This is a genomic window from Streptomyces sp. NPDC101194 (assembly GCF_044767885.1).
Lineage (GTDB): Bacteria > Actinomycetota > Actinomycetes > Streptomycetales > Streptomycetaceae > Streptomyces.
The window spans coordinates 1,041,378-1,067,749 of record NZ_JBIWOS010000001.1 but is presented as its reverse complement, the minus strand read 5'-3'; the positions used below and the strand labels follow the sequence as shown (position 1 = coordinate 1,067,749).

The 26,372-nt window shown below is 69.8% G+C and carries 23 protein-coding genes, 1 pseudogene and 1 riboswitch; of the genes and pseudogenes, 7 read left to right on the top strand and 17 right to left on the bottom strand.

The genetic code is table 11. The features are described from left to right. Nucleotides 1-56: 56 nt before the first annotated feature. A complete protein-coding gene (locus tag ACIRP2_RS04655; RefSeq protein ID WP_404246496.1) occupies nucleotides 57-1,199 on the bottom strand; it encodes a glycosyltransferase family 4 protein in 1,143 nt (380 codons plus the stop codon). A gap of 106 nt (nucleotides 1,200-1,305) precedes the next feature. Between ACIRP2_RS04655 and ACIRP2_RS04650 the strand changes: the two are divergent. Continuing rightward, nucleotides 1,306-2,614, top strand: a pseudogene (locus tag ACIRP2_RS04650) (glycosyltransferase 87 family protein). Here ACIRP2_RS04650 and ACIRP2_RS04645 read toward each other — a convergent pair. From ACIRP2_RS04645 to ACIRP2_RS04625, 5 genes are all read right to left on the bottom strand, one after another. Continuing rightward, the gene (locus ACIRP2_RS04645; RefSeq protein ID WP_404246494.1) at nucleotides 2,571-3,812 is read right to left on the bottom strand and encodes a hypothetical protein; all 1,242 of its coding nucleotides are present in this window, start codon (nucleotides 3,810-3,812) and stop codon (nucleotides 2,571-2,573) included. The pseudogene ACIRP2_RS04650 and the gene ACIRP2_RS04645 sit on opposite strands and share 44 nt — an antisense overlap. Before the next feature lie 17 nt (nucleotides 3,813-3,829). Next, nucleotides 3,830-4,861, bottom strand: a complete 1,032-nt coding sequence (locus tag ACIRP2_RS04640; RefSeq protein ID WP_404246492.1) for an NlpC/P60 family protein — start codon at nucleotides 4,859-4,861, stop codon at nucleotides 3,830-3,832. Nucleotides 4,862-5,099: 238 nt separating this feature from the next. Further along, nucleotides 5,100-6,128, bottom strand: a complete 1,029-nt coding sequence (locus ACIRP2_RS04635) for an NlpC/P60 family protein (protein WP_404246490.1) — start codon at nucleotides 6,126-6,128, stop codon at nucleotides 5,100-5,102. Nucleotides 6,129-6,413: 285 nt separating this feature from the next. Further along, the gene (locus ACIRP2_RS04630; protein WP_404246488.1) at nucleotides 6,414-7,775 is read right to left on the bottom strand and encodes an NYN domain-containing protein; all 1,362 of its coding nucleotides are present in this window, start codon (nucleotides 7,773-7,775) and stop codon (nucleotides 6,414-6,416) included. A gap of 37 nt (nucleotides 7,776-7,812) precedes the next feature. Then, a complete protein-coding gene (locus ACIRP2_RS04625; RefSeq protein WP_404246486.1) occupies nucleotides 7,813-8,055 on the bottom strand; it encodes a hypothetical protein in 243 nt (80 codons plus the stop codon). A 165-nt stretch (nucleotides 8,056-8,220) separates the two neighbouring features. On the opposite strand from ACIRP2_RS04625, the gene ACIRP2_RS04620 reads away from it, so the two are divergent. Further along, the gene (locus tag ACIRP2_RS04620; protein WP_404246484.1) at nucleotides 8,221-8,973 is read left to right on the top strand and encodes a rhomboid family intramembrane serine protease; all 753 of its coding nucleotides are present in this window, start codon (nucleotides 8,221-8,223) and stop codon (nucleotides 8,971-8,973) included. Beyond that, entirely contained in the window at nucleotides 8,970-9,251 is a 282-nt protein-coding gene (locus ACIRP2_RS04615; protein ID WP_093543818.1) for an Lrp/AsnC family transcriptional regulator, read from the top strand. The genes ACIRP2_RS04620 and ACIRP2_RS04615 overlap by 4 nt, the downstream gene beginning before the upstream one ends. An 82-nt stretch (nucleotides 9,252-9,333) precedes the next feature. Here the strand turns inward: ACIRP2_RS04615 and ACIRP2_RS04610 are convergent, their stop codons facing one another. The 6 genes from ACIRP2_RS04610 to ACIRP2_RS04585 all read right to left on the bottom strand — a co-directional run bounded on the left by ACIRP2_RS04610 (nucleotide 9,334) and on the right by ACIRP2_RS04585 (nucleotide 16,463). Beyond that, the gene (locus ACIRP2_RS04610; RefSeq protein ID WP_404246482.1) at nucleotides 9,334-10,710 is read right to left on the bottom strand and encodes an aminotransferase class V-fold PLP-dependent enzyme; all 1,377 of its coding nucleotides are present in this window, start codon (nucleotides 10,708-10,710) and stop codon (nucleotides 9,334-9,336) included. 175 nt (nucleotides 10,711-10,885) lie between these two features. Next, nucleotides 10,886-11,003, bottom strand: a riboswitch (SAM riboswitch). Nucleotides 11,004-11,086: 83 nt separating this feature from the next. After that, a complete protein-coding gene (trpD, locus tag ACIRP2_RS04605) occupies nucleotides 11,087-12,151 on the bottom strand; it encodes an anthranilate phosphoribosyltransferase (RefSeq protein WP_404246480.1) in 1,065 nt (354 codons plus the stop codon). Between the two features lie 124 nt (nucleotides 12,152-12,275). Beyond that, nucleotides 12,276-13,925, bottom strand: a complete 1,650-nt coding sequence (locus ACIRP2_RS04600) for a cytochrome bc complex cytochrome b subunit (protein ID WP_376209755.1) — start codon at nucleotides 13,923-13,925, stop codon at nucleotides 12,276-12,278. After that, a complete protein-coding gene (locus ACIRP2_RS04595) occupies nucleotides 13,922-14,974 on the bottom strand; it encodes a Rieske 2Fe-2S domain-containing protein (protein WP_351078261.1) in 1,053 nt (350 codons plus the stop codon). Before ACIRP2_RS04595 ends, ACIRP2_RS04600 begins: the two co-directional genes overlap by 4 nt. Beyond that, a complete protein-coding gene (locus tag ACIRP2_RS04590) occupies nucleotides 14,971-15,780 on the bottom strand; it encodes a c-type cytochrome (RefSeq protein ID WP_351078264.1) in 810 nt (269 codons plus the stop codon). Before ACIRP2_RS04590 ends, ACIRP2_RS04595 begins: the two co-directional genes overlap by 4 nt. 62 nt (nucleotides 15,781-15,842) lie before the next feature. Continuing rightward, the gene (locus tag ACIRP2_RS04585) at nucleotides 15,843-16,463 is read right to left on the bottom strand and encodes a heme-copper oxidase subunit III (RefSeq protein WP_114244128.1); all 621 of its coding nucleotides are present in this window, start codon (nucleotides 16,461-16,463) and stop codon (nucleotides 15,843-15,845) included. 187 nt (nucleotides 16,464-16,650) lie between these two features. Between ACIRP2_RS04585 and ACIRP2_RS04580 the strand changes: the two genes are divergently transcribed. Then, the gene (locus ACIRP2_RS04580; RefSeq protein WP_404246477.1) at nucleotides 16,651-17,049 is read left to right on the top strand and encodes a hypothetical protein; all 399 of its coding nucleotides are present in this window, start codon (nucleotides 16,651-16,653) and stop codon (nucleotides 17,047-17,049) included. 54 nt (nucleotides 17,050-17,103) lie between these two features. On the opposite strand, the gene ACIRP2_RS04575 is transcribed toward ACIRP2_RS04580, so the two are convergent. The 4 genes from ACIRP2_RS04575 to coxB form a co-directional block, all read right to left on the bottom strand. Then, nucleotides 17,104-18,360, bottom strand: coding sequence for an Ig-like domain-containing protein (locus ACIRP2_RS04575; protein ID WP_404246475.1), 1,257 nt, complete (start codon nucleotides 18,358-18,360; stop codon nucleotides 17,104-17,106). Nucleotides 18,361-18,478: 118 nt separating this feature from the next. Continuing rightward, a complete protein-coding gene (locus tag ACIRP2_RS04570) occupies nucleotides 18,479-18,877 on the bottom strand; it encodes a cytochrome c oxidase subunit 4 (protein ID WP_404246473.1) in 399 nt (132 codons plus the stop codon). Further along, nucleotides 18,874-20,610, bottom strand: a complete 1,737-nt coding sequence (ctaD, locus tag ACIRP2_RS04565; protein ID WP_404246471.1) for a cytochrome c oxidase subunit I — start codon at nucleotides 20,608-20,610, stop codon at nucleotides 18,874-18,876. Before ctaD ends, ACIRP2_RS04570 begins: the two co-directional genes overlap by 4 nt. Then, complete coding sequence (coxB, locus tag ACIRP2_RS04560) at nucleotides 20,607-21,569, bottom strand: cytochrome c oxidase subunit II (protein WP_404246469.1); 963 nt, start codon at nucleotides 21,567-21,569, stop codon at nucleotides 20,607-20,609. The genes ctaD and coxB overlap by 4 nt, the downstream gene beginning before the upstream one ends. A gap of 269 nt (nucleotides 21,570-21,838) precedes the next feature. Between coxB and ACIRP2_RS04555 the strand changes: the two genes are divergently transcribed. Then, nucleotides 21,839-23,221: a cysteine desulfurase/sulfurtransferase TusA family protein gene (locus ACIRP2_RS04555; RefSeq protein WP_404246467.1), complete on the top strand. Its 1,383-nt coding sequence runs from the start codon at nucleotides 21,839-21,841 to the stop codon at nucleotides 23,219-23,221. A gap of 15 nt (nucleotides 23,222-23,236) precedes the next feature. On the opposite strand, the gene ACIRP2_RS04550 is transcribed toward ACIRP2_RS04555, so the two are convergent. After that, nucleotides 23,237-24,211, bottom strand: coding sequence for a carbohydrate kinase family protein (locus tag ACIRP2_RS04550; RefSeq protein WP_404246465.1), 975 nt, complete (start codon nucleotides 24,209-24,211; stop codon nucleotides 23,237-23,239). Nucleotides 24,212-24,371: 160 nt separating this feature from the next. Between ACIRP2_RS04550 and ACIRP2_RS04545 the strand changes: the two genes are divergently transcribed. Both ACIRP2_RS04545 and ACIRP2_RS04540 read left to right on the top strand, forming a co-directional pair. Next, nucleotides 24,372-24,569: a hypothetical protein gene (locus ACIRP2_RS04545; protein WP_404246463.1), complete on the top strand. Its 198-nt coding sequence runs from the start codon at nucleotides 24,372-24,374 to the stop codon at nucleotides 24,567-24,569. A 138-nt stretch (nucleotides 24,570-24,707) separates the two neighbouring features. After that, nucleotides 24,708-26,183, top strand: a complete 1,476-nt coding sequence (locus ACIRP2_RS04540; RefSeq protein WP_404246461.1) for a hypothetical protein — start codon at nucleotides 24,708-24,710, stop codon at nucleotides 26,181-26,183. Nucleotides 26,184-26,372: the final 189 nt, after the last annotated feature.

Genomic DNA, 26,372 nt, shown 5'->3' with positions numbered 1-26,372 from the left:
CGCTCACAGGGCGGGGCCGGTTCGGGCGGGCCTGAACGGAACCGGCCGAAGCCGCCTCAGAGCAGCGCCCTGAGCCTCTCGGCCAGCAGGTCCCAGCGCCACTTCTCCTCCACCCAGGCCCGCCCCCGCTCCCCCATCCGCCGCCGGAGTTCCGGGTCGCGGAGCAGAGTGACGATCCGGTCGGCCGACTCCTCCACGGAGCCGCCGCGCACCACCCACCCGGTCTCGCCGTCGAGCACGGCGTCCGGCGCGCCGCCCGAATCGCCCGCCACCACCGGCAGACCGGTCGCGGACGCCTCCAGGAAGACGATGCCGAGGCCCTCCACGTCGAGGCCGCCGCGACGGGTGCGGCACGGCATGGCGAAGACATCGCCCGCGCCGCAGTGGGCGGGCAGCTCCTCCCACGGCACCGGCCCGGTGAAGCGCACCGAGTCGGCCACCCCCGTTCGGGCCGCCAGCCGCTCGAGTTCCTTGGCGTACGGTCCGCCACCGACGATCAGGAGCACCGCGTCCGGCACCTGCGCCAGGATCGCGGGCATCGCGAGAATCAGCGTGTCCTGGCCCTTGCGCGGCACGAGCCGTGACACGCAGACGACGACGGGCCGGTCCGAGAGCCCGAGCCGGGCCCTGACCAGGTCCCCGCCGGAGTCCGGGTGGAAGGTCTTCTCGTCGACGCCGGGCGGCACCTGGACCATGCGGCTCGCCGCCTCCGGGGTGAGCGCGGTGGCGATCCGGGAGCGGGTGTACTCACCCAGATAAGTGATCGTGTCCGTGGTCTCGCCGATCCGGCCCAGCAGTTGGCGGGCCGCGGGCAGCTGGGCCCAGCCCGCCTCGTGCCCGTGCGTGGTGGCGACCAGTCGGCGGGCGCCGGCCCTGCGCAGCGCCGGTGCCATCAGCCCGAGCGGGGCCGCGGCGCCGAACCAGACGGACCTGCAGCCGTGCATGCGCAGCAGTTGTACCGCACGCCGGGTGACTCGTGGGGTCGGCAGCAGCATCGTCGCGCGGTCGCGGACGACGGTGAAAGGCTGCTCCGCGTCGAAGGCGGCGGTGGCGGCGGCGCCTTCGGGGCCACGCTTCCAGGTGGAGGCATATACGACGATCTGTCCGGGGTCCAGACGCAATGCCATATTGTGCAGAAATGCCTGGATGCCACCGGGGCGGGGCGGGAAATCGTTGGTCACGATCAGGGTCTTGTCCATCCGGTCCGACAGTACCGGGCATTCGGGTCGGAACGGTACGCGCACCGACATGGCGGGCATCATGGCCCCTCGTACGAGCACCCACCGACGAACGGACGAGGCGGTCATGAAGGGATCGGCCGGCGTGCGGCCCGTACTCGCGGTCTGGGTCCTCACCAGGGTCGCGCTGCTGCTCTGCGTCACCAAGGTGATCGCGCTGCCGGGCCCGGACGTGACCAGTGATGTCTCGGTGATCTACCACGGCTGGTCCGAGGTCCTGAAGAGCGGTACGTACCCCCGGTCCGACGTCACCTGGCAGTATCCGCCTCTTGCCGCGCTGGCCGTCCTCTCCCCCGCCCTGCTGCCCTTCCTGGAGTACGCCCCGGCCTTCTTCGTCCTCGCATTCCTGTGCGACGGGCTGGTGCTGGGGCTGCTGCTGTACGCGGGCCGCCGGGCCGGACGGTGGGCGGCGGGCGCCTGGGTCTGGGTGGCGGGGGTGCCACTGCTCGGTACGACCGCGTATGCCCGTTACGACGTGATGGTGACGGCGGTGGCGGTGGCGGCGCTGCTGGCCGGGGCGTGTCGGCCGAGGGTCCTGGGGGCGCTGGCCGCGGTCGGTGCGCTGCTCAAGGTGTGGCCGGTGCTGGTCCTGGCCGGTACCCCGCATGGGCCCGGGACGCGCCGGGCGTGGACGGCCGCGGCGGTGACGGCGGCCGGGCTGCTCCTGGTCTGTGCCCTGGCGATGCCCGGTGCGCTGGCCTTCCTCGGCTTCCAGCGCGACCGGGGCACCGAGGTCGAGTCGCTCGGGGCACTGGTCTTCCAGGTGTGGCGGCGGTTCGGCTGGCAGGGCCGGGTGGAACTGCACTACGGCTCGATGGAGTTCCTGGGGCCGTACGTGCCGCTGGTGAGCACGCTCGCCCTCGGACTGTCCGTCGCCGCCTTCGGCTGGCTGCTGGTGTGGCGGCTGCGGGCCCGCGACTTCCGGGTGAGCACTCCGGCCGACGCGGCGTTCACGGCGGTGCTGCTGTTCACCACCACCAGCCGGGTGATCAGTCCTCAGTACATGCTGTGGCTGGTCGGCCTGGCGGCGGTCTGCATGGTCTTCCGCGACAGCCGGATAGTGCTGCCGACCGGTCTGGTGCTGCTCGCCACGGGCTTCACGCAGTGGGAGTTCCCGTTCGGGTTCGTCCATGTGGTGGCGGGTGACGCGACAGGCGTGACGCTGATGTTCCTGCGCAACGGCCTGCTGGTCGCGGCGACACTGATCGCCTGCCGGCGGCTGTGGCGGCAGACGGCGTCCCGGACCGCGCGCGAGGGCCACGAAGCACCGTCTCCTCGGCCGGACACCGGCCGGGAGTCGGAGTTCGTCGGCTCCTGAATCCCGCGCCGCGCTCAGCCGAGCAGGGAACGCAGGGACTCCCGCCACCGTGCCGTGAAGTCCTGCGGGGTCGTGGCGAGCACCTCCTGCATGGCCTGCTCCACCGCCCCGTCCCGCCCCGAGTGCCCTCCGACGGCGCGGTAGAACGCGAGCAGCTTCTCCTCGCCCCAGTGGTCGGCGATCAGCTCGCAGGCCAGCCAGCCGCCCTCGTACGCCCTCGCCAGGCGCGTGGAGTCGCCCGCGAAGCCGAAGTCCTCGTCCGTGGGGAGTTCGGCGGGCAGATCGCCGCGCCGGACGGCGGCGGCCAGCTCGGGCGCGGCCTGCACGGCCGTGCGGCCCTCGGCGCGGTAGGCCACCCAGTCGGCGAAGCCCTCGGAGAGCCAGGTCGGGGTGGCGGCGGAGGTGCTGGTGCGGGTGGCGACATGGGTGATCTCGTGGGTGAGGACGATCCGCTGCCCGAGGGTGCCGAGCATGCCGTACGCCTGCGGATTGACGATCACCCGGTCCGCGGGGGCCCGGTCCGGACCGCCGGTCCGTGCGGTGGTGACGGCCGCGATGCCCCGGTAGTTCGCCGCCGGTGCCCCCAGCAGACCCGCCATGTCCTCCACGGTGTGCGGTACGAGCACCAGCACGCGCCCGGCCCATTGCCGCGGCCACGCGCCGGAGACGGCGGGCACGGCGCGGTCCGCGGTGCCCGCGATACGGCGCAGCTCCTCCTGCGTGCGGCCGACCCCGAGGACGAGACTGTGCCTTCCGCGTACCACCTGGACGTCGCCCTGCTGCCAGAGCAGCCCGCCGCCGTCCGCCGCCGCACGGTCGCCGACGATGTACCAGCGGCCGTCAGCCCGGTCCCGTCGCAGGTCGAGCACCCGGTCCGCGGAGACCGGGGCGGCGTCGTACCCCGCGATCCGGTAGCGCAGCCGGACGTCCGCGGTGACCTGGTCGCTGCCCTGTTCCGTCACGTCGGTCAGCTGGTACGTCCATGAGGTCAGCGGTACGTCCGCGAGGTTGTCCAGCTCCCGCCGCTGGGCCGTGCGCAGCCCGGTGGCCCTCGGGTCCACGGCGGCCAGATAGGCGTCCGGGTCGTGGTGCAGGACGGCGGCGGCCCGGCGGTCCAGGACGGCACGGACACCTCGGGCGGTGGATTCCGGGGCGGCCCCGTCGTCGGGGGCCGCGCAGGCGGCGGCGAGCAGCAGCCCGGCGAGCAGAGCTCCCACCGTGCGCCGTCCCGCGATGCGTCCCCGCCTGTCCGTCACCCGGTCGAGGGTACGGGTCAGACACGGGTGACCGAGGAGACGGGCATCATGCCGACGGGGTCGTAGCGCACCGGGGCACCCGGATACGGGGCGTGGATCACCTGGCCGTTCCCGACGTACATCCCGATGTGGCCGGCGTCCGCGCGGTAGGCGACCAGGTCGCCGGGGCGGGCCTCGGAGAGCGGCACCATGCGCCCCGCGTACCGCTGGGCCTGCGAGGTGCGCGGCAGGCTCACCCCGGCCTGGGCGTACGCCCACTGCATCAGCCCGGAACAGTCGAATCCGGCGGGTCCGTTGGCACCCCAGACGTACGGGTGGCCCAGTGCCCGGCGGACCGCCATGACGGCGACGGCCGCCCGTGCCGAGCCGGCCGGCAGATCGGCCGTCGCCGGGAACACGTCGTCGCGCCCGGAGCGCGAGGCGCGTTCGAAGGCCGCCCGATCGGCACGGGGCAGCGCGTGCAGCAACTGTTCGGCCTGGGCGAGTTTGCGTTCGACGGTGCGCTTGTGGCGGGTGGCGGCCGCCCGGTTCCGTTCCAGCTCTGCCAGCGCCCGGTCGGCCTCCGCGCGGGTCTGTGCGAGTGTGCGCCGGGTCTTGCGGAGTTCCCGCAGCTCGGCCACCTGGCGCTCGGTCAGGCGCTCCAGCGTGGCGGCCCGGTCGAGATAGCTGTCCGGGTCGGAGGAGAGCAGCAGGGCGAGCGAGGGGTCGAGGCCGCCCGAGCGGTACTGCGCGCTCGCCGCCGAACCGAGCGCCGTCCGCATCCGGTTGAGGCGTTCCTGACCGCGGGCCGCCCGGTCCCGGGCCCGGTTCACCTCGCCGCGCAGCCGGTCGACGTTCTCACCGGCCGCGTTGTACTGCTCGGTGGCCCGCTCGGCCTCGCCGTACAGCCGGTCGACCGTGGCCCTGGCGGCCCCGGGGCCGTCCTGCGGGTCGGCGTTCGCGGTGGCCGCCCCGAGCGTGGCGGCCGCGGTCGCCGCCGCGGCCGACAGAACAGTGACCCGGGCGCCCCGGCCGAGGCCGGGCTGTGTGGAACGGCGATGGGACACCACAGGACGCCGCACTCCCTTCCGCTGTACGCAGACGTGCGCAGCCCCTGCCGCCCGGGGTGGGCGGACCGAAGACCGGGAGCTGCACGGCAGGCAGACAGTAGTCGGGCGGTTACGGAGCGACCAAGGGCCGCGCCGGACGGCGGAGCGGCGAAAACAACTGCGCCCCGGCGGTGACCTGTGGTCTCCGTCGGGGCGCACGGTCCGTGCGGGGCGCGGGAATTCGCCCGTTCGGGCGTCGTCAGCCGACGCGCACGCCGAACTGGAAGCTGCCGATGGTGTTCATCGACTCGTAGCGGACGAACGTGCCCGGGTACGGGGCGTGCAGGACGGTGTTGTTGCCCGCGTAGAGCGCCACGTGCGAGGTGTTGTTGAAGAAGACCAGGTCACCCGGCTTCAGTGCGCTGCGTCCGATGTGGACGCCGTCGTTGACCTGGGTGTACGTGACCCGGGAGATGCTGACGTTGGCCTGGGCGTAGGCCCACTGGGTCAGTCCGGAGCAGTCGAAGGATCCGGGGCCGGTACCGCCACGGCCGTACGGCTTGCCCACCTGGGTGGAGGCGGCGTTCAGGGCGGCGGCGCCCCAGGCGGAGGCGGGGACCTCCTTGCCCAGCTCGACCCGGTCGCCGGCGGCGCGGCTGGCACGCTGCTCGTCCTCGCGCATCTTCGCGCGCTCGGCTTCGGTCAGCGTGTTGAGCAGGCGCTGCGCCTCGGCCAGCTTGTCCTGGAGCTTCTGCTTCTTCGCGCCGAGCGTCTTGCGCACGTCCGCGAGGTCACCGAGCTTGTCCTGGGCCTCCTTGCGCTCCTGCGCGAGGACCCGCTGCTTCTCCTGGATCTTCCCCAGGATCTCGGTCTGCTTGGCCGTCAACTGGTCGAGGGCCGAGGCCTCGTCGAGGAAGCTGTCCGGGTTGGACGAGAGGAAGAGCTGCACCGACGGGTCGATGCCACCGGAGCGGTACTGCGCCGCGGCGAGCGAACCGAGGCCGTTGCGGAGCTTGTTGAGCTCCTGCTGACCGCGGGCCACCTTGTCCTGCAGCGCCCTGACTTCCTTCTCCAGCTTCTGCTGCTTCTCCTTGGCGCCGTAGTACTGCTCATTGGCCTCGCCGGCGTCGTGGCTGAGCTTCTCGACCTTCGCCTTGACCTCGCTCTTGGAGGGCTTCGGGTCGGCCTGGGCCGCCTGGGAGGACAGGGCCACGGCCGCGGTGGCGGCTGCGGTGAGCACGGTCACACGGGCGCGGCTCGGTTGCTTGGGACGACGGTGGGACGCCACGGAGGCGAGCTCCTTCTTCCTCGAGCCGCCTACCGGGCTGTGGGGGGACTGAGAGCCCCGGCTCCGTGCACGTCACGGACTCGGCGGTGCCTTCGCCGTCACCCCGGATGGGTGATCAACCGTGCGAAGGTTCGAGGCCCGACCCTAGTGACCAAGTTGTGATCAGTTCAAATCCTCGCAAGAAAAATCTCATCACAGGAGGTACTTCTTTACCCACATCACACGGGGTGTAGCGGTGGCCTGACGATCCGTTCCCTGATTTCCACCGAGTTCCGGCAAGCGTCACTAGACGCGTGAAAGGCGCTTCAGGAGCAAGACGGACGCAACGGGCCTGGCCCCCGCCTTCGCCACTCCGTCGGCCACTTCGCGGTCGGTGGAGACCACTACGACGGGTCGGCCCGGCGGTTCGGCACGGGCCAGTTGACGGATGAGTTCATCGGCGGTGACACCGGGCTTGCTGAACAGCACCCGGACCCCCCGCGGCGGCGCGAGCAGGACCGGGGCCGCCAGTTCGGCCCCGTCGAAGACACAGGTCATCTCGGCACCGGTCTGTGCCGCGAGTACCGCGAGACCGCCCAGCAGCCTCAGCCGCTGCTTCTCCAGCGGCAGCTGCGGATAGCCGGTCTTGGTGACGTTGTAACCGTCCACGATCAGATGCGCCTGCGGCAGCGCGAGCAGCTGGTCGAGGAGAGCCGGATCGGTCTCCGAAAGGGCCCTGGCGGCAATGTCCTTGGGCGACATCCTGCCCGGCTCGACCGCGTCGACACTGTCCGCGGGGCGGATCGAGGAGGGCGGCAGCGCGAGTTCGCGGCGGAGCCCGCCGGCCGCGTCCAGCACGGTGTCCAGCAGCAGTCGCAGCCGCATGTCCTCGATCGAGCGGCCCTCCCTGGCGGCCCTGCGGCCCGCCTCGACGGACGCCTCGGCCTCACCGAGCCGCGCCTTGAGCCGGCGGGTCTCGCTCTCCGCCGCGGAGACCTGGGCGGCCGCCTCGGACCGTACGGTCTCGGTCTCGGCCCGGCTGCGGCGCAACGCGGCTTCGCCGCGCTTGACGTCGTTGACGGCGCTGCGCAGCTTGCGCTGAAGGGATTCGGCCTCCTTGCGGGCCCCGTCCAGCTCGACGCGCAGCCGCTCGGTCTCGCTCTTCGTCTGGGAGCGGGCGTGGACGAGTTCCTCGCGCAGCCGTTCCAGTTCGCGGCGGCTCTCCTCGTCGGCACGCTCGGCGTCGGCACGCTGGGCCTCCTCGCCTGCGGCGGCGACCAGCTTCACCCAGCCGGTCGGGCGCAGCACGTACGCTGCGGCGGCCACGTCGACGGGGTCGGCGGCGGCCGGCGGCGCACCGGCCTCCAGCGCGGTGGTCAGCTCCGGCTGCTCCTCCCTGAGCCGATCGCCGATGCGCTGCCGGAACAGCGCGTCGCCCTCCAGGGCGGCGGCCATCGCGTTGCCGGCGAACTTGGCGCGCCGGGTCGGGGTGAAGCGGGCGTACTGTCTCAACTGAGCCGGGAGTTCGGTGATCGTCAGCCCGCCGAACGCGTCCGAGACCAGCGCGACGACCCGTCGTCGTACGCCTTCGGGCAGCGGGCGGTCGAGCGCCTCGACGGCGTCGCCGGCCGCCTCGGCCGACTCTGCGCCGCTAGCGGGCTGCTCCACCATCCGTCACCCCAAATTGTCTGTCCGCACGGCTCCGTCAGGAGTCGGCACCCGGCCTGTCCACCAGTTCGATCTGGTCCACCGCGTTGCACCAACGGCATCGCACCGACTCGATGGTCTCACTGACCACCTCGCGTTCCTCGACGGTGGACTCCCCGGCAAGGTCGAGATGGACGTATTCGACGACCTTGGAGGAGCGTGTCACGTCGAAGCGCGTGAGGTTTCCGCAGAGCGTGCAGCGCCAGCGGGTCCCCTCGGTCATCTGCGGAACCGTCGTCATCGTTGCGTCCTCTTTCGTCGAGCCTCGTCGTGCCGCCTGCTTCAAGGATCTCGCGGTGCGCCGTCGAACTGCGGATGTCCTGCCGTAACCCTACGGCCTCACCCCGTCCCCCCGACACGGCGAGGCGCTCTGTCCCGTTCCCTCCGCTTGCGTCATGCTCTGTTCATGATCGATCGGCGGGCTCCGGACTCCGGATTGACCAGCGGACTCCTACGGACGGTCACCTCGCGCGGACCGGTGGTGACCTATGCCCTGATCGCCCTGTGCTGTCTGATCTTCCTGATCAGCCCGCTCTCCGGCTTCGACTCCTCCTATGCCACCGCCGACGCCCTGCTCGCCGCCCAGGCCGGGTACTTCGAACGGTGGGGCGTGATCCCGAGCGAGCTGTGGGACGGCTCCGCGCACGCCCTGCTCACCCCGCTCACCGCCCTCTTCGTGCACGGCAGCTGGCTGCATCTGCTGGGCAACATGCTCTTCCTGTACGTGTTCGGGGCGATGGCCGAGGAGCGCATGGGCCGTTCCGAGTTCACCTTCTTCTACCTCGCGTGCGGCTATCTCGCCCTGGTCGCCTACGCCGCCGCGCACGCCACGTCCGACCAGACCCTCGTCGGCGCGTCGGGAGCGATCTCGGCGGTGCTCGGGGCCTTCCTGTACCTGTTCCCCAGGGCCCGGGTCACCAGCCTGTTCCCGTTCCTCTTCTTCCTGCCGCTGCGTTTCCCTGCCTGGATCGTGCTGATCTTCTGGTTCGTCCTGCAGTGGCTGGCGGTCCAGAGCGCGGGCAGCGGGGGGCCCGGTGTGGCCTATCTGGCCCATGTGGTCGGCTTCGCCCTCGGCTTCCTCTACGCCTGGGGACGTTATCGGCGTGCGGATAGAGTGAAGACTCCAGCCACGGCCACCGAGGGAGAAAGCCAGCCGTGATCACCGCGATCGTGCTCATCAAAACCAGCGTGGACCGGATTCCCGAGATCGCCGAGGCCATCGCCGCGCTGGACAGTGTCAGCGAGGTCTTCTCGGTCACCGGTACGTACGACCTGATCGCCATGGTCCGGGTGGCCAAGCACGACGACCTGGCGGACGTCATCCCCGGCCGGATCAGCAAGATCCCCGGCGTCGAGGCCACCGACACGCACGTGGCCTTCCGTACGTACTCGCAGCACGACCTGGAGGCCGCCTTCGCCATCGGCCTCGACGCGTAGACATGCCCGCTGTCGCGGCGTAGCGCTTCGGCGGGGGACGGACGCCGGAAGGCCCGTCCCCCGCCGAAGCATGACGCACCCGTCAGAGCTGTGCCGCTCCCCGGTCCGGGACGCAGCGGCCGCCCTCGGTGCGGTACTTCCACTGGGCGCCCTCGTTCACCAGCTCCTTGACCGCCCCCAGGAAGCGCTCGATGTGCTCGTCCGGCGTACCGGCGCCGAAGCTGACGCGGATCGCGTTGAGGGACCGCTCGCCCGGTCCGGCCTCCGGCGCGCCGCACTCGCCGACCTCCTGCGGGTCACTGCCGAGCAGGGTGCGGACCAGCGGATGGGCGCAGAACAGGCCGTCGCGGACCCCGATGCCGTACTCGGCGGAGAGCGCGGCGGCGAAGTGCGAGCTGTTCCAGCCCTCCACCACGAAGGAGATCACGCCGACCCGCGGGGCGTCGTCACCGAACAGCGAGAGCACCTTGACCTCGGGGACGTCGGCGAGACCGGCCCGGACCGCGGCCACGAGGTGCTGCTCCCTGGCGACGAGGTCGTCGAAGCCCGCCTCGGTGAGCGCCTTGCAGGCGGAGGCGATGGAGTACACGCCGATGACATTGGGGGAACCGGCCTCGTGGCGGGCCGCGGTGGAGTGCCACTCGACATCCACCCCGCCGTCGGTGCGGCGGGCGACCTTGCGGGAGGCACCGCCGCCGGCCAGGTACGGTTCGGCGTCCTGCAGCCAGTCGGCCCGGCCCGCGAGCACACCCGAACCGAACGGCGCGTACAGCTTGTGTCCGGAGAAGGCCACCCAGTCGACGTCCAGCTCGGCGATGTCGACGGGGTGGTGCGGGGCGAGCTGCGCGGCGTCCAGCACGATCCGGGCACCGTGCGCATGCGCGGCGGCCGCCAGCTCCCTGACCGGCCACAGCTCGCCGGTGACGTTGGAGGCACCGGTCACACAGACCAGCGCGGGGCCGTAGGGGTCGCGGTCGGCGAGCGCGCGCTCCAGCGTCTCGACGGCCTGCGCCGGGGTGCGCGGGGCGTTCAGATAGGTCACCCGGGCGTCGCGCCACGGCAGCAGCGATGCGTGGTGCTCGGTCTCGTACACGAAGACCTGGCAGTCGGCGGGGACGACGGCGGCCAGCAGGTTGAGGGAGTCGGTGGTCGACCGGGTGAAGATCACCTGGTCGTCGGCGCGGCAGCCGAGGAACTCGGCGACGGTCGCGCGGCTGTTCTCGAAGAGGTCCGTGGAGAGCTGCGAGAGGTACCCGGCACCGCGGTGGACGCTGCCGTAGTAGGGCGCGTAGGCGGCGACGTCGTCCCAGACGCGCTGGAGAGCCGGGGCACTGGCGGCGTAGTCGAGAGCCGCATAGGTGACTTCACCACCCGTGACCAGCGGAACCGTTACATCCTTACCCAGAACCGGCAGAGGGGCACAAAGCGACTGATCGGCGGCAGCGGTGAAGACAGACATGGCGAACTCCCGTAAGAGGCAGGCGAATTGCATGCGCCGGCGGTTACGCCACAGCGCAGCGGAGAGTGAAAAGGGGTGTGCGGAGGAGGGCTGAGAAGCCCTATCGCATTCGCGTGCTCACAAGAGACTCCCTAGGGACCAGGACCCCGGGGGTTGGCATTCACAGATGCCGAGGGGCCCGCGCTTGCCGCGGGCCTCGCTGCCCACGGCCTGGTCTTCACCCGGGGCACCCCGCCACGGACGGAGGGTTGCCGGACAGCGGGCCGGGGCCGTAGTCGCTGTCACTCATGACCTGCGCAGCATCTTGCCATACGTGCGGGAACGCGCAAGGCGCGGTCCAGGATCCGGACCGCGCCCCACGTCACCTGCCGTCCGCTCAGGCGTTGCTGACCGCCACCCAGCGCTCCAGCGCCTGCCGCGCCGCACCGGAGTCGATGGACTCGGCGGCCTTCGCGATCCCGGCCGCGATCTGCTCGTTCAGCGAGCCGTCCGTCGGGTCCAGGGCGACCAGTGCGGCCGCCGAGTTGAGCAGTACGGCCTCCCGCACGGGTCCGTGCTCGCCTGCCAGCACCCGGCGGGCCACATCCGCGTTGTACGAGGCGTCGGCGCCGCGCAGCGCCTGTGCCGGCACCAGCTCCAGGCCGACGTCGCGCGGGTCGAACGCCTCCTCGCGCACCGATCCGTCCCGGACCACCCAGACGCGCGAGGTGGCGGTCGTCGTCAGCTCGTCCAGGCCGTCGTCACCGCGGAAGACCAGGGCGGAGTTGCCGCGCTCCGCGAGGACGCCCGCGACGATCGGCGCCATCCGCAGGTCGGCCACGCCGATGGCCTGGGACCGCACCCTGGCCGGGTTGGTGAGCGGTCCGAGGATGTTGAAGGTGGTCTGGGCACCCAGCTCCTTGCGGGCCTTGGCCGCGTACCTCAGGGCGGGGTGGAACTTCACAGCGAAGCAGAAGGTGATGCCCGCCTCCTCGGCGACCTCGACGACCCGCTGCGCGCTGAGCTCCAGATTGACGCCGAGCTTCTCCAGCACGTCGGAGGAACCGCTCGCGGAGGAGGAGGCGCGGTTGCCGTGCTTGACGACCTTGGCGCCGGTGCCCGCGATGACGATCGCCGACATCGTGGAGATGTTGACCGTCTTGGCGAGGTCGCCGCCGGTGCCGACGATGTCGACCGTGCGGCCGGGCACATGGATGGTGTTGGCGTGCTCGTACATCGCACGCACCAGGCCCGACACCTCGTCGACCGTCTCGCCCTTGGCACGCAGGGCCACCGCGAAACCGGCGATCTGCACATCGCTCGCCTCGCCGCTCATGATGCGGTCCATCGCCCACGCGGTGTCCTCCGCGGTCAGGCTCTCGCCGCGCAGCAGGGGGTTCAGCAGGCCGGGCCAGGAACGGTCCGCCACGCTGTCGCCGCCGACCGGGGTCACAACGTTCATGGTCCGCTCCTGGGGTCCACAGCCGATAAAAGGGGTAAGGCCCACCCTATCGAGCGCCGCGGACAGCGAAGAGCCCCGTCCATCGGATGGACGGGGCTCCTGCTGTGGCGATCAGTTCAGGCGATCAGTGGTGACCGTGGCCGCTGGTGATCTCCTTGTACTCCTCGACGGTGGGCTTGGCGATCTGGTTGTCCTCGCCGTAGTAGCCCTTGCTGAGCCTGGCCCGCAGCTTCTGCAGAGCGGGCACCTTGCGCTCGACACCGTTCTCGTCGACCGTCGGGCCGATCTCGACCGGCTTGTACTGCTCGTGCGCGGTGAGCGTGTGCAGCTGCTCGGGACCGAGCGGCTCGTGGATCTCGACGAACTCACCGTGCGGCAGGCGCTTGATGATGCCGGACTCGCGTCCGTGCAGCACCTTCTCCTTGTCGCGGCGCTGGAGGCCGAGGCAGATCCGCCGGGTGGCGATGAACGCGATGACCGGGCCCACGAAGATGAAGATCCGGACGAACCAGGAGATGGCGTTCAGCGACAGGTGGAAGTGCGTGGCCCACAGGTCGTTGCCACCGCCGATGAAGACGATGACGTACTCGGTGATCCAGGCGACGCCGAAGGCCGTCCGGGTCGGAGCGTTGCGCGGGCGGTCCAGGATGTGGTGCTCGCGCTTGTCCCCGGTGACCCAGGACTCGACGAACGGGTAGACCGCGATGATCGCGAGCACCAGTCCGAAGGCCATCAGGGGGATGAACACACCCAGGACCAGCGTGTGACCCCAGAGGTTGATCTCCCAGCCGGGCATCACTCGGATCAGACCCTCGGCGAAGCCCATGTACCAGTCGGGCTGGGCGCCGGTGGACACCTGGTCCGGCCGGTACGGGCCGATGGCCCAGATCGGGTTGATCGAGGCGATGGCCGCGATGACGGCGATGATGCCGAAGACCAGGAAGAAGAAGCCACCGGCCTTCGCCATGTACACCGGCAGCAGCGGCATGCCGACGACGTTCTTGTTGGTGCGGCCCGGACCCGCGAACTGCGTGTGCTTGTGGTAGAAGACCAGGATCAGGTGCGCCACCAGCAGACCGAGCATGATGCCCGGCAGCAGCAGGATGTGGATCGAGTAGAACCGGGCGACGAAGTCGTGACCGGGGAACTCTCCGCCGAACAGGAACATCGAGATGTACGTGCCGACGATCGGCATCGACAGGATCGCGCCCTGGGTGAAGCGGACACCCGTACCGGACAGCAGGTCGTCCGGGAGCGAGTAGCCGGTGAAGCCGGTGAACATACCCAGCACGAACAGCAGGAAGCCGAACAGCCAGTTGATCTCACGCGGCTTGCGGAACGCACCCGTGAAGAAGACGCGCATCATGTGCACGAACATGCCGGCCAGGAAGATCAGCGCGGCCCAGTGGTGGATCTGCCGGACCAGCAGACCACCGCGGACGTCGAAGCTGATGTCCAGCGTCGAGGCGTAGGCCTCGGACATCCGAATGCCCTGCATCGGCTCGTACGAGCCGTGGTACACGACCTCGTTCATGCTCGGGTGGAAGAACAGCGTCAGATACACACCCGTGAGGATGATGATGATGAAGCTGTAGAGGGCGATCTCACCGAGCATGAAGGACCAGTGGTCCGGGAAGATCTTGCGCATGTTGGCCTTGGCCAGGGAGTAGATCCCGAGTCGGCCGTCGGCCCAGTCGGCCACCCGCTCACCGGCGGGCGCCTTGCGATTCCCCGGTGCCGCGGCACCGGGTGTGTTCGTGGTCGCAGTACTCATCCGCGCTCCCAGAATGCAGGACCGACGGGCTCTTCGAAGTCACCGAGCGCCTCGAGGTTGCCCTCGCTGTTCACACCGATCCGCAGCTGCGGAAGGGCGTGACCGGCCGGACCGAAGATGACGCGGGCGCCGTCGGACAGGTCGAAGGTGGACTGGTGGCACGGGCAGAGCACGTGGTGCGTCTGCTGCTCGTACAGGCTGATCGGGCAGCCGACGTGCGTGCAGATCTTGGAGAAGGCCACGATTCCCTCGTGGGCCCACTCGCGCTCGCGCTTGTCCTTGATGTTCTTCGGCTCGATGCGGATGATCATCAGCGCGGCCTTGGCGATCTGATTCTGGAAGTCCTCCGCGTCCTCCGACAGGCCCTCGGGCATGGCGAAGGTCAGCGAACCGACGGCGACGTCCTCGGGACGCAGCGGCTCCATCGTGTTCATGTTGATGAGCTGCTTGCCCTTGGCCCACAGGGTGTTGCGGAGCTTCTTCTCCGGCAGCGGGCCGAGGTCGCGCAGCAGCATCACACCGGAGAGCGGCACCAGGGCCAGCGCACCGAACATGGTGTTGCGGATCAGCTTGCGCCGGCCGAACGCGGACTCCTCGGCACCTGCCGCGAAGTCGGCGAGAACCTTCGCCTTGACCTCGGGCTCGGCCTCGATGGCGTGCCGGTCGTCGGCGACCTCCACGTCGGACATCAGGGTGCGCGCCCAGTGGACGGCACCCGCGCCGATCGTGAAGAGGGCCACGCCCAGGGTCAGACCCAGGGAGAAGTTGAGCGCGCTCACATGGCCGAAGGGCCAGATGTACACGATCTTGTCGACCGGGAAGATGACGTACGAGGCGATGAAGCCGACCGTCGCCAGCATGGACAGCGTGAACATGAACGCGACGGCGCGCTCGGAGCGCTTCGCGGCCCGTTCGTCGATGTCCTGGATGCGCGGCTTGTGGGCCGGCAGCCCCGGGTCGGCGAACGGGTCGTCCGCGACCTCTACCGCGCCGTGCGCGGTGCCCTGCTCAGCGGGCAGGTTCTCGTCTGGAATCTCTTGGCTACTCATGACTTCTTGGCCTTAGCGGTGTGGGCCGCGACCCAAATGGCAACTGCGATCAGTGCGCCGAGTCCGAAGATCCAGGCGAACAGGCCCTCACTGACCGGCCCCAGGCCGCCCAGCGTGAGACCGCCCGGGTTCTCGGTCTGGGCGCCGTTCACGGTCTGGACGTACGCGATGATGTCCCGCTTCTGCTGCTCGGGCATCGTCGTGTCCGGGAAGGACGGCATGCTCTGCGGACCGGTCTGCATGGCCTCGTAGAGGTGCTTCGGGCTCACGCCTTCGAGGCTGGGCGCGTACTTGCCGTTCGTCAGCGCACCGCCCTGGCCGGTGAAGTTGTGGCACTGCGCGCAGTTGGTGCGGAACAGTTCGCCACCCTTGGCGATGTCCGCGCCTTCAGGGCTGACCTGGCTCTTGGTCGGAACGACCGGACCGGCGCCGAGCGACGCGACGTACGCCGCGAGCTGGTCGATCTCGGCCTGGCTGTAGATGACCTTCTTCTTCGGTACCTGGGCACCCGGCTGCTGCGCCGGCATGCGTCCCGTACCGACCTGGAAGTCCACGGCGGCGGAGCCCACGCCGACCAGGCTCGGCCCGTCGGTGGTGCCCTGACCGCCGGTTCCGTGGCAGCTGGCGCAACCGACGGAGTACAGCTTCTTGCCCTCGTCGATGGCAAGGGACTGGGCGGTGTCGTCGGCCTGCGCCTTACTCGCGGGCGCAAACGCGGCGTACAGCCCCCCAGTGGCCGCCAGCGCGAGGAGTAGTACGACGACCGCCGCCAACGGATGGCGTCGTCGTGCGGAGAGCTTTTTCACGGATTACCCCGGTGTCAGGATCTTCTGCGTCGATGCTGGATGTGGTTCGGGTTCGAGCCCGATTACTTGATCATGTAGATCGTGGCGAAGAGGCCGATCCACACGACATCGACGAAGTGCCAGTAATAGGACACGACGATGGCGGCGGTCGCCTGTTCGTGGGTGAACCTCTTGGCTGCGTACGTCCTGCCCAGAACGAGCAGGAAGGCGATGAGCCCGCCTGTCACGTGCAGCCCGTGGAAGCCGGTCGTCAGGTAGAACACCGAGCCGTACGGGTCCGAGGACAGCGAGAGGCCGTCCTTCTTCACCAGCTCGGTGTACTCGAAGACCTGGCCTCCGATGAAGATCGCACCCATCACGAAAGTGATCACGAACCAGGTACGGAGCTTCTTCACATCGCCCCGCTCCGCGGCGAAGACGCCGAGCTGGCAGGTGAGTGAGGAGAGCACCAGGATCGTGGTGTTCGTCGCGGAGAACGGGAAGTTCAGGGCCGAAGCCATTTCCTTCCAGTGGTCCGGTCCCGTCACCGATCGCAGGGTGAAGTACATCGCGAAGAGGGCCGCGAAGAACATCAGCTCGGAACTCAACCAGATGATGGTTCCGACGCTGGTGAGGTTCGGTCGATTGACCGACGGGTGCGCGTGCCCGGTTTCTACTGTCGTTGCTGTCGCCACGACCGACATTATGTCGGTCCCTTATCCCGCCCTCACTCCGGGGGGTGCCGTTCGGTGTGTCAACAGGGTGTGCCCTCCCCGAACGGCCCATGAAACCGCCGTCCCGGGCGGTGCTGACAGGCCATCGGGCGGAGTACGATCCGCGCATCGGTTCATGCCCGGAAAGCCCCGAAGACACGGATGTCACGGAGGAACAATGCAGCCGACCGCCACGGTCCTGGTCTACAGCGACGACGCCAACACCCGTGAGCAGGTGAGGCTGGCAGCCGGGCGCAGGCCGGCTGCCGACGTGCCACCGGTGGAGTTCCTCGAGTGCGCCACCCTGCCCGCCGTCCTGGAAGCACTGGACAACGGCGGCATCGACGTCTGCGTGCTGGACGGCGAGGCGGCGCCCGCGGGCGGCATGGGCGTCTGCCGGCAGATCAAGGACGAGATCTTCCACTGCCCGCCCGTCCTGCTGCTGATGGGGCGCCCGCAGGATGCCTGGCTGGCCACGTGGAGCCGTGCGGACGCCGCGGCGACCCTGCCGGTCGAACCGGTCGAGTTCGCGGACGCCCTGGCCGCTCTGCTGCGCAACAGGCTCTGCACGGCCTGAGGCCCGCCGCGGAGCCGTCCGCGGCCCCGCCGAGGGGCGGCGCACCCGGGCCGGTCAGACCTCGGGGCGCAGTCGCGCCGCCTGGATCGTGTCCGTGTGGTCCGGGGTGCCGCTCTTCTGCAGCGCACTGCCCTTCAGCCATTTGGCCCAGGAGAGGTTCCAGTCGCCGTAGCCGTTGTCGAACGGCGTCATCATCTCGCCCTGGCTGCCGACGACCTGGACGATGTCGCCCGTGCGCACGGTGTTGTAGAACCACTCGGCCAGGCCGGTGGTCATCCCCGTACAGCCGTGGCTGACGTTCGCGTACCCCTGTGAACCGGTGGACCAGGGGGCCGCGTGGACGTACTCGCCGCTCCAGGTCACGCGCGTCGCGTAGTAGACCATCAGGTCGTACGAGTCGGACGAGTTCTGCGAGATGCCGATCGTCTCACCGCGCATACGTACGGCGTACTCCTTGCTCAGCACGACCTTGACGCCGTTTCGGGTGGCGAAGCCCGGTTTGCCGGTGGTCACCGGAATGGTGTTGATCACTTTCCCGTCGCGCTTGACCGTCATCGTGTGCGCGGCGGCGTCGGTGATGGCCTCGATGCGGTCGCCGGTGGTGAGCCTCAGCGCCTTCGTGGGGGCCCCGTAGAGGCTCCCGGCGACCTTGACTCCGGCCAGGCCGCTGGTGACGTCGATGGTGGCCTTGGCGGGCCAGTACTCCTTGGGACGGTAGTGGAGGGTCTTGTCGTCGACCCAGTACCAGGAGCCGGTCACGGCGGGCGTGGAACGGACCCGCAGGGCGCGCTCCACGATGGCCCTGGACGCCTTGTCCTTGATCGGAGCGCTGAGTTCCGCCGTGATGGGCTGTCCGACGCCGTAGGTGCCCGCCTGAGGGCCGAAGGCGACCTTCAGGAACTTCTTGGCGGAGGTGGTCCCGAAGGAGAGCGTGCGGGTGCCCGGATCGCCGTCGCCGTCCTCCATGCTGACGCGGACCGTGTAGCGGGTACCCGCGGCGAGCGGGGAGGTGGCGTGCCAGCGCCTCCCGTCGGCGTCGAGTTCGCCCGCCAGATGGCGTCCTGCCGCGTCCACGGCCGTGACGTCCGTGATCCGGCCGTCGTCGTCGTCGACGGTGAGTTCGAGCGACTTGTCGGAGTCGACCTTCTCGTCGCCGTCGGAGACGTTGGCGGAGATCTCGTCCACGGCGTCGTACGGTTTCGCCGCGAGCGGGTGGCCGTCGGACCCTCCGCATGCGGTCACACCTGCGACCAGGGTCACGACCAGCAGAGTGCTGCTCACTACGGGGCGGAAGCGCGGCGTGTGGTTCATGAACACACGCTATGAAGATTCATCCCTATCAGCGCGCTATGTGACTCCAAACGGGGGGCCTGTACTTCCTTTGGTGGAGAAGTACAGGCCCCCCGTCAGGTGGAGCGGTGACGCGAAATCACTGGGTGCGGTTCTCACCGCGGTAGTACTCGAAGACCCAGCCGAACAGACCGATCAGGATGACCGGGAGCGAGAAGTAGAGCAGCCACCAGCCGAAGACGATGCCCATGAAGGCCAGGGCGCCGCCGATCGCCAGCGAGAGCGGCTGCCAGCTGTGCGGGGAGAAGAACCCCACCTCGCCGGCCTCGTCCGCGACATCGGCTTCCTTGTTGTCCTGGGCCATGGCGTCGACCCGCCGCGCCGTGAAGGCGAGGTAGAAGCCGATCATGATGCTCAGGCCGAAGGCCAGGACGAGCGCGGTGGTACCGGCCGGCTCCTTCGACCACACGCCGTAGGTGATGGCCATGGCGAGAATGAAGACGCTCAGCCAGATGAACATCTTGCCCTGGATCTTCACTTGCCGGCCTCCTTGCCACCAGCGAGGGCCTTGTCATCCTCGGAGTGGTGCTCCAGCTGTTCGAGCGCCGCGATCTCCGGGTGGTGCAGGTCGAACGCCGGGGATTCGGAACGGATCCGGGGCAGCGTGAGGAAGTTGTGCCGCGGCGGCGGGCAGGAGGTCGCCCACTCCAGCGAACGGCCGTAGCCCCACGGGTCGTCGACCTCGATCTTCTTGCCGTACTTGGCGGTCTTCCACACGTTGTAGAAGAACGGCAGCACCGACAGACCGAGCAGGAAGGAGGAGATTGTCGAGATCGTGTTCAGTGCGGTGAAACCGTCCGCGGCGAGGTAGTCCGCGTAACGACGCGGCATGCCCTCGGCACCCAGCCAGTGCTGCACCAGGAACGTGCCGTGGAAGCCCACGAACAGCGTCCAGAACGTGATCTTGCCGAGCCGCTCGTCCAGCATCTTGCCGGTGAACTTCGGCCACCAGAAGTGGAATCCGGAGAACATCGCGAAGACCACGGTGCCGAAGATGACGTAGTGGAAGTGCGCGACGACGAAGTACGAGTCCGAGACGTGGAAGTCCATCGGCGGCGACGCCAGGATCACGCCGGTCAGACCACCGAAGGTGAAGGTGATCAGGAAGCCGACGGCCCAGAGCATCGGTGTCTCGAAGGACAACGATCCCTTCCACATCGTGCCGATCCAGTTGAAGAACTTCACACCGGTCGGTACCGCGATGAGGAATGTCATGAACGAGAAGAACGGCAACAGCACACCGCCGGTGACGTACATGTGGTGCGCCCACACGGTCACGGAGAGGCCCGCGATGGCGATCGTCGCGCTGATCAGGCCGATATAGCCGAACATCGGCTTCCGACTGAACACCGGAATCACTTCGGAAATGATTCCGAAGAATGGCAAGGCAATGATGTACACCTCTGGATGGCCGAAGAACCAGAAGAGGTGTTGCCAGAGCAATGCGCCGCCATTGGACGCGTCGAACACATGCGCACCGAACTTGCGGTCCGCCTCCAGCGCGAAGAGCGCGGCGGCGAGGACCGGGAAGGCCAGCAGGACCAGCACACCGGTCAGCAGGACGTTCCAGACGAAGATCGGCATGCGGAACATCGTCATGCCGGGAGCGCGCATGCAGATGATCGTGGTGATGAAGTTGACCGAGCCGAGGATCGTGCCGAAGCCGGAGAAGGCCAGACCCATGATCCACATGTCGGCGCCGACGCCCGGCGAACGGACCGCGTCCGAGAGCGGGGAGTAGGCGAACCAGCCGAAGTCGGCCGCACCCTGCGGGGTGAGGAACCCGGCCACCGCGATGAGCGAGCCGAAGAGGTACAGCCAGTACGCGAACATGTTCAGCCGCGGGAACGCCACGTCGGGCGCGCCGATCTGCAGCGGCATGATCCAGTTCGCGAACCCGGCGAACAGCGGCGTCGCGAACATCAGCAGCATGATCGTGCCGTGCATCGTGAACGCCTGGTTGAACTGCTCGTTCGACATGATCTGCGTGCCGGGACGGGCCAGCTCGGCGCGCATGAAGAGCGCCATCAGACCGCCGATGCAGAAGAACGCGAACGATGTGACCAGGTACATCGTGCCGATCGTCTTGTGGTCAGTGGTGGTCAGCCACTTGATGACGACGTTTCCCGGCTGCTTGCGCCGGACCGGCAGCTCGTCCTCGTACGAGTCGTCTGCTGCCGCGGCACCCTGAGGTTCGTTGAGGATGCTCACAGTTTGTTCGTCTCCGCATTCCTGGCCGGGTCAGTCTGCTCGATGCCGGCCGGCACGTAGCCCGTCTGGCCCTTCTTCGCCAGCTCCTTGAGGTGCGCCTGGTAGCGCTCCGGGGAGACGACCTTGACGTTGAAGAGCATCCGGGAGTGGTCGACGCCGCAGAGCTCGGCGCACTTGCCCATGAAGGTGCCCTCCTGGTTGGGAGTCACCTCGAAGGCATTGGTGTGGCCCGGAATGACGTCCTGCTTCATGAGGAACGGCACCACCCAGAAGGAGTGGATGACGTCACGCGAAGTCAGGATGAAGCGGACCTTCTCGCCCTTCGGCAGCCACAGGGTCGGACCCGGATTGCCGTTCTGCGGGTTCCGCGTTCCCGGGATGCCGTAGTCGTAGACGCCTTCCGCACCCTTGGGGAAGTCCTTCCGGAACCTGTCCGGGATGGCGTCGAGTTCCTTGGGGATCTTGTTGCCCGTGGCGGTCGAGCCGTCCACGTTCTCGATGTAGTTGAATCCCCAGCTCCACTGGTAGCCGACCACGTTGATGGTGTGGGCGGGCTTGGGGGAGAGCGTGAGGAGCTTCGATTCATCGCGCGCGGTGAAGTAGAACAACACCGAGACGATGATCAGAGGGACCACGGTGTACAACGCCTCGATGGGCATGTTGTACCTGGTCTGCGTAGGAACCTCGACCTTGGTGCGGCTGCGCCGGTGGAAGATGACGCTCCACAGGATCAGACCCCAGACCAGCACGCCCGTGGCGAGCGCTGCCGCCCACGAGCCCTGCCAGAGGGAAAGGATCCGTGGCGCCTCTTCCGTTACCGGGGTAGGCATACCAAGACGGGGGAAGTCCTTGTATGTGCAACCGGTGGCGGTCGCCAGGACCAGGCCCGCAGTCAGCACCTGCGGCAGCTTCCGCCGCATCGGGCGCCGCGACGAGCGGTCGGAGCCGTTGGGACTCACGTAGCGCCTTCCCGAGAGTCTCGCCCGCGCGGTCGGCGCGGCCGTCTTTCTGGTCGGTCGCCGCCCTGACGCGGGCAGGGGTTTGGATGTTTATGCGGACCAAACCCTACTGGACGCTATTTGGGGTCGCGCGGGGAGGGTGCCCAACGCGCCGTCCGACACCCCGAAGGGGTGGAGTACGGGCCTCCGGCAGCCATCTGACGCCCCCTCTCCTGGTCGCGCCGCCGGCCCGTCGACGGCGGCGGCCCGGCGCGGGCTAGCGTGGCCACGTGCCCTACTTCGACGCCGCTTCTTCCGCTCCCCTGCACCCCGTCGCCCGCCAGGCGCTGCTTGCCGCGCTGGACGAGGGGTGGGCCGACCCGGCCAGGCTCTATCGCGAGGGACGCCGGGCCCGGCTGTTGCTGGACGCGGCCCGGGAGGCCGCCGCGGAGGCCGCGGGGTGCCGTCCGGACGAGCTCACGTTCACTCCTTCGGGGACGCGTGCGGTGCACTCGGGAATTTCCGGGGCCCTCGCGGGGCGTCGGCGTGTCGGCCGCCATCTGGTCTTCTCCGCGGTCGAACATTCCTCCGTGCTCCATTCGGCCGCCGCCCACGAGGCCCGGGGCGGATCGGTCTCCGAGGTCGCCGTGGACCGGTCGGGGGCGGTGAGCGCGACGGCGTACGCGCAGGCGCTGCGCGAGGACACCGCGCTGGCCTGTCTGCAGTCCGCAAATCACGAGGTCGGCACCGAGCAGCCGGTGGCCGAGGTCGCGGAGATCTGCCGGGCAGCGGGGGTGCCGCTGCTGGTGGACGCCGCCCAGTCGCTGGGCTGGGGGCCGGTGCCGGACGGCTGGTCGCTGCTGGCGGCGAGCGCGCACAAGTGGGGCGGGCCCTCGGGGGTCGGGCTGCTGGCGGTGCGCAAGGGGGTGCGGTTCGCGGCCCAGGGGCCGGCCGACGAGCGCGAGTCGGGGCGGGCCGCGGGGTTCGAGAACATCCCGGCGATCGTGGCCGCGGCGGCCTCGCTGCGGGCGGTGCGGGCGGAGGCGGCGGCCGAGTCCGTGCGACTGCGGGCCCTGGTGGACCGCATCAGGGCCCGGGTTCCGCAGCTGGTGCCCGATGTGGAGGTGGTCGGCGATCCGGTGCGGCGACTGCCGCATCTGGTGACGTTCTCCTGTCTCTATGTCGACGGAGAGACCCTGCTCCATGAATTGGACCGGTACGAATTCTCCGTGTCGTCCGGTTCCTCCTGCACCAGCAGCACGCTGACCCCGAGCCATGTGCTCAGGGCCATGGGGGTGCTGTCGGAGGGGAACGTACGGGTGTCGCTGCCGACCGGCACCACGGACGAGGACGTCGACCGCTTCCTGGACGTACTGCCCCGGGTGGTGGCAGGGGTACGGGAGAGGCTGGGGGCGCCCGTCTCGACTCCCCCCTCTCCCGCCGCCTCCGCGTCCCTGGTGGTCGACACCCTCGGGAAGCGCTGCCCGATCCCCGTGATCGAGCTCGCGAAGGTGATCGGGGACGTACCGCTGGGCGGGACGGTGACCGTGCTCTCCGACGACGAGGCGGCACGGCTGGACATCCCGGCCTGGTGCGCGATGCGCGGGCAGGAGTACGTGGGCGAGGAGCCGGCGGACCGCGGCTCGGCCCATGTGGTCCGCCGGCTGATCTGAGACTCCCCCTCGGGATCAGCCCAGGTGCGCGCGGACCTCGGCGGCGGCGTCGTGACCGTACGCCTTGGTGAAGCGGTCCATGAAGTGGGCGCGGCGCAGGGTGTACTCCTGGGTGCCGACCGTCTCGATGACCAGGGTGGCGAGCATGCAGCCGACCTGGGCGGCGCGCTCCAGGCCGACGCCCCAGGCGAGACCCGAGAGGAATCCGGCCCGGAAGGCGTCGCCGACACCGGTCGGGTCGGCCTTGATCTCCTCCTCGGGGCAGCCGACCTCGATCGGCTCGTGGCCGACCCGCTCGATCCGCACGCCGCGGGCTCCGAGCGTGGTGACCCGGTGACCGACCCTGGCCAGGATCTCCGCGTCGGTCCAGCCGGTCTTGGTCTCGATGAGCCCCTTCTCGTACTCGTTGGAGAAGAGGTACGTGGCGCCGTCCAGGAGGATCCGGATCTCGTCGCCGTCCATCCGCGCGATCTGCTGCGAGAAGTCCGCGGCGAACGGGATGCCGCGCGAGCGGCACTCCTCGGTGTGGCGGAGCATCCCCTCCGGGTCGTCCGCGCCGATCGAGACGAGGTCGAGGCCGCCGACACGGTCGGCGACGGACTTCAGCTCGATGAGCCGCGCCTCGCTCATGGCGCCCGTGTAGAAGGAACCGATCTGGTTGTGGTCCGCGTCCGTCGTGCAGACGAAGCGGGCGGTGTGCAGGACCTCGGAGATCCGCACCGACCCGGTGTCGACGCCGTGGCGGTCGAGCCACGCGCGGTACTCGTCGAAGTCGGACCCCGCGGCACCGACCAGGATCGGGCGGGTGCCCAGCAGGCCCATGCCGAAGCAGATGTTGGCGGCGACACCGCCCCGGCGCACATCGAGGTTGTCGACCAGGAAGGACAGCGAGACCGTGTGCAGCTGATCCGCGACCAATTGGTCGGCGAAACGGCCGGGGAAGGTCATGAGGTGATCGGTGGCGATGGAGCCGGTGACTGCGATTCGCACGGGGAGACTGCTCCTGCGGAGATCGGGGGGAACGGGTGACGGTGTTCCCGGGGCGGCGTGACAGTTCACGCTACCCGTTTCTCGCACTCTCCCTGAAGGGGGCAAAACTACCCGATAGTAGGGCTTTCTTCCCGAGGCGTGTGATGTCTACGGTGCGCGTATGTCGAACCACAACGCTCCACGCGAGTCCGAGATCAGTCTGGCCGAGCTGCGCGGTGACTGCGCCCGCATGGCTCCGCACTGGGTGGCTCCCGCGAAGCCCGCGCCCGTTCCGGTCGCACCGTCCCTCATTCACGGGGTGACCGTGCCTCCGGCCTCCGCGCGGCTGATCGACGCCATGTCGGAGTACGGCGACTGAGCCCGGCGCTCCGGTCGCGGCCCCGCCCCCGGTGGAACCGCGTGCCCGTGTGCCCCGTCCCACCGATGTCCCCACCCGCGGGACGGAGGGCAGGCCGGTGACGGTCTGTGACGGCAAAGCAGGCGAAGGAGCGATCCGGTGAGCACCGAGCGACCCGACAACGACGTGACCGGCCCCCGGCGGCGCTCGCCGCTCGCCGTGGCCTCGGTGGCGGCAGCCGTACTGCTGGCCGGGGGCGGCGGCGCGTACTGGGCCGCGACCGCGGCGGACGGCGACGGCCGGAGCGGTGGCAGCAGCAGCAGCACGGCGGCCGACGGGGGGCGCACCCCTGACCTGCTGGCCCTGGACGAGCCCGCGGGCGGCCCGGGTGCGCCCGACGGGTCCTCACCGGGCATCGCACCGGGCGAGCCCGACCCGCACGGCGGCCGGGTGGCCTATCGCGCCGCCGGCAAGCTTCCCGACGGGCCGGGCACGGCTGCGGTGCAGCACGCCGAGGGCACCGTCTCCGCGGCGGAGGTGTCCCGGCTGGCGAAGGCGCTGGGCCTCGAGGGCACACCGCGGACGGAGGGCACGTCCTGGAAGGTGGGGTCGGACAAGGACGGCTCCGGCCCGGCCCTCCGGGTGAACAAGCAGGCGCCGGGCACCTGGAGCTTCGCCCGGTACGGCTCCGGCGGTACGGACAACTGCGAGGGCGTCTCGGCCTGCTCGGGCACGAAGACGGTCCCCGGCGGCAGCGGTTCCCCGGTGGGCGAGGGCGCCGCCAGGGCCGCCGCGGCACCGATCCTGAAGGCGGTGGGGCAGGACGACGCCGCACTGGACACCCGGCAACTCATGGGCTCGGTAAGGGTGGTGAACGCCGACCCGGTGGTGGACGGACTTCCCACCTATGGCTGGTCGACCGGGATCCAGGTGGGCTCGGACGGTGAAGTGGTCGGCGGCAGCGGGCAGTTGAAGGCCCTGAAGAAGGGCGACAGCTATCCGGTGATCAGCGCGGGCGAGGCGCTGAAGCAGCTGAACGGGGCAACGTCCCGGACGGACGGGCGCGCGGACATCGGTGGGTGCGCCACCCCCGTACCGCTGCAGGACGGCTTGAAGTCGCCGCAGATCCATTGCGGAGCGCGGACCGGGGCGGAACGGCCGACGACGACCGTGACGGTCGACAGGGCCGTGTTCGGCCTCACGGCGCGGTACGTGGCGGGCAAGCAGACGCTCGTACCGTCCTGGCTCTTCTCGCTGCGGCCGGCCACGGGCGGCACGGGCGGGACCGTGTCGCAGATCGCCGTGGACCCCGCGTATCTGACGAAGGAGGCACCGTCGGCGACGACCCCGCCCCCGGGGGACACGGCGAAGACCTCGCGGCAGATCCTGTCGTACAGCGCCGACGGGCGGACGCTGTCGGTGACGTTCTGGGGCGGGGCGTGCAGCACGTACACGGCGAGTGCGAGCGAGGACGGGAAGTCGGTGCGGGTGACGGTGGCGGAGGCGAAGCCGGCCGGGAAGAAGGTCTGCGTCATGATCGCCAAGGAGCTGACCCGCACGGTGACGCTGGACGCGCCGCTCGGCGACCGGACCGTGGTCGACGCGGCGTCGGGCGGCGACGTGCCCCGCGACTGACGTCCGGCCCCGTACACACGACACAGAGGCGGGGGGGGGGGGGGGCCGGGGGGGGGGGGGGGGGGGGGGGGGGGGGCGGGGGGGGGGGGGGGCGGGGGGGGGGGCCCCCCCCCCGCCCGGGGGGGCCCCCCCCCGCCCCGGGTCCGGTTCCGCGGGGACGGGCGGGCGCCGGGCGCCCGGAGGGGCACG